This is a genomic window from Neisseria sp. P0021.S005 (genome assembly GCF_051956955.1).
Map to the genome: position 1 here is coordinate 1 of NZ_JBQCWY010000837.1, position 718 is coordinate 718.

Consider the following 718-nt stretch of genomic DNA (forward strand, 5'->3'; position numbering starts at 1 on the left):
TATTACGCCTATTTGAAAAACGAATTGAAACTGCGAAAATTGATTTAATCAGTTGCATTTATACACATCAAAGGCCGTCTTAAAACGACAATCGGGTTTTCAGACGACCTTTGCTTTACCTTTTCTTACACTTTACGGCATAATGACAACCACGCATTTCTAGAAGAAAGACAAACAATGTCAACCAAAACCCCATCCCTATTCGGCGGCGCGATGATTATCGCCGGTACGGTTATCGGCGCAGGCATGCTTGCCAATCCGACCGCCACGTCCGGCGTCTGGTTTGCCGGCTCGCTGGTCGTGTTGTTGTACACCTGGTTTTCCATGCTCTCCAGCGGCCTGATGATTTTGGAAGTCAACACCCATTATCCGCACGGCGCCAGCTTCGACACCATGGTCAAAGACCTGCTCGGCCCGGTTTGGAACATCATCAACGGCGTTGCCGTCGCTTTCGTTTTATACCTGCTCACCTACGCCTACATCTTCGTCGGCGGCGACCTGACCGCCAAAGGCATCGGCAGCGCGGTAGGCGGCGAAATTTCGCTCTCCGTCGGCCAACTCGTCTTCTTCGGCATCCTCGCCTTTTGCGTTTGGGCATCCGCTCGCTTGGTTGACCGCTTCACCAGCATCCTCATCGGCGGCATGGTATTGACCTTTATTTGGGCAACCGGCGGCCTGATTGCCGATGCCAAAATGCCTGTTTTGTTTGACACCCAAG

At 52.2% G+C, this 718-nt stretch carries 1 protein-coding gene; it reads left to right on the forward strand.

The features are described 5' to 3' along the window. Positions 1-177 precede the first annotated feature (177 nt). A partial coding sequence (locus ACTHUE_RS19680; RefSeq protein ID WP_440424240.1) for an aromatic amino acid transport family protein occupies positions 178-718 on the forward strand: 541 nt, incomplete at its 3' end.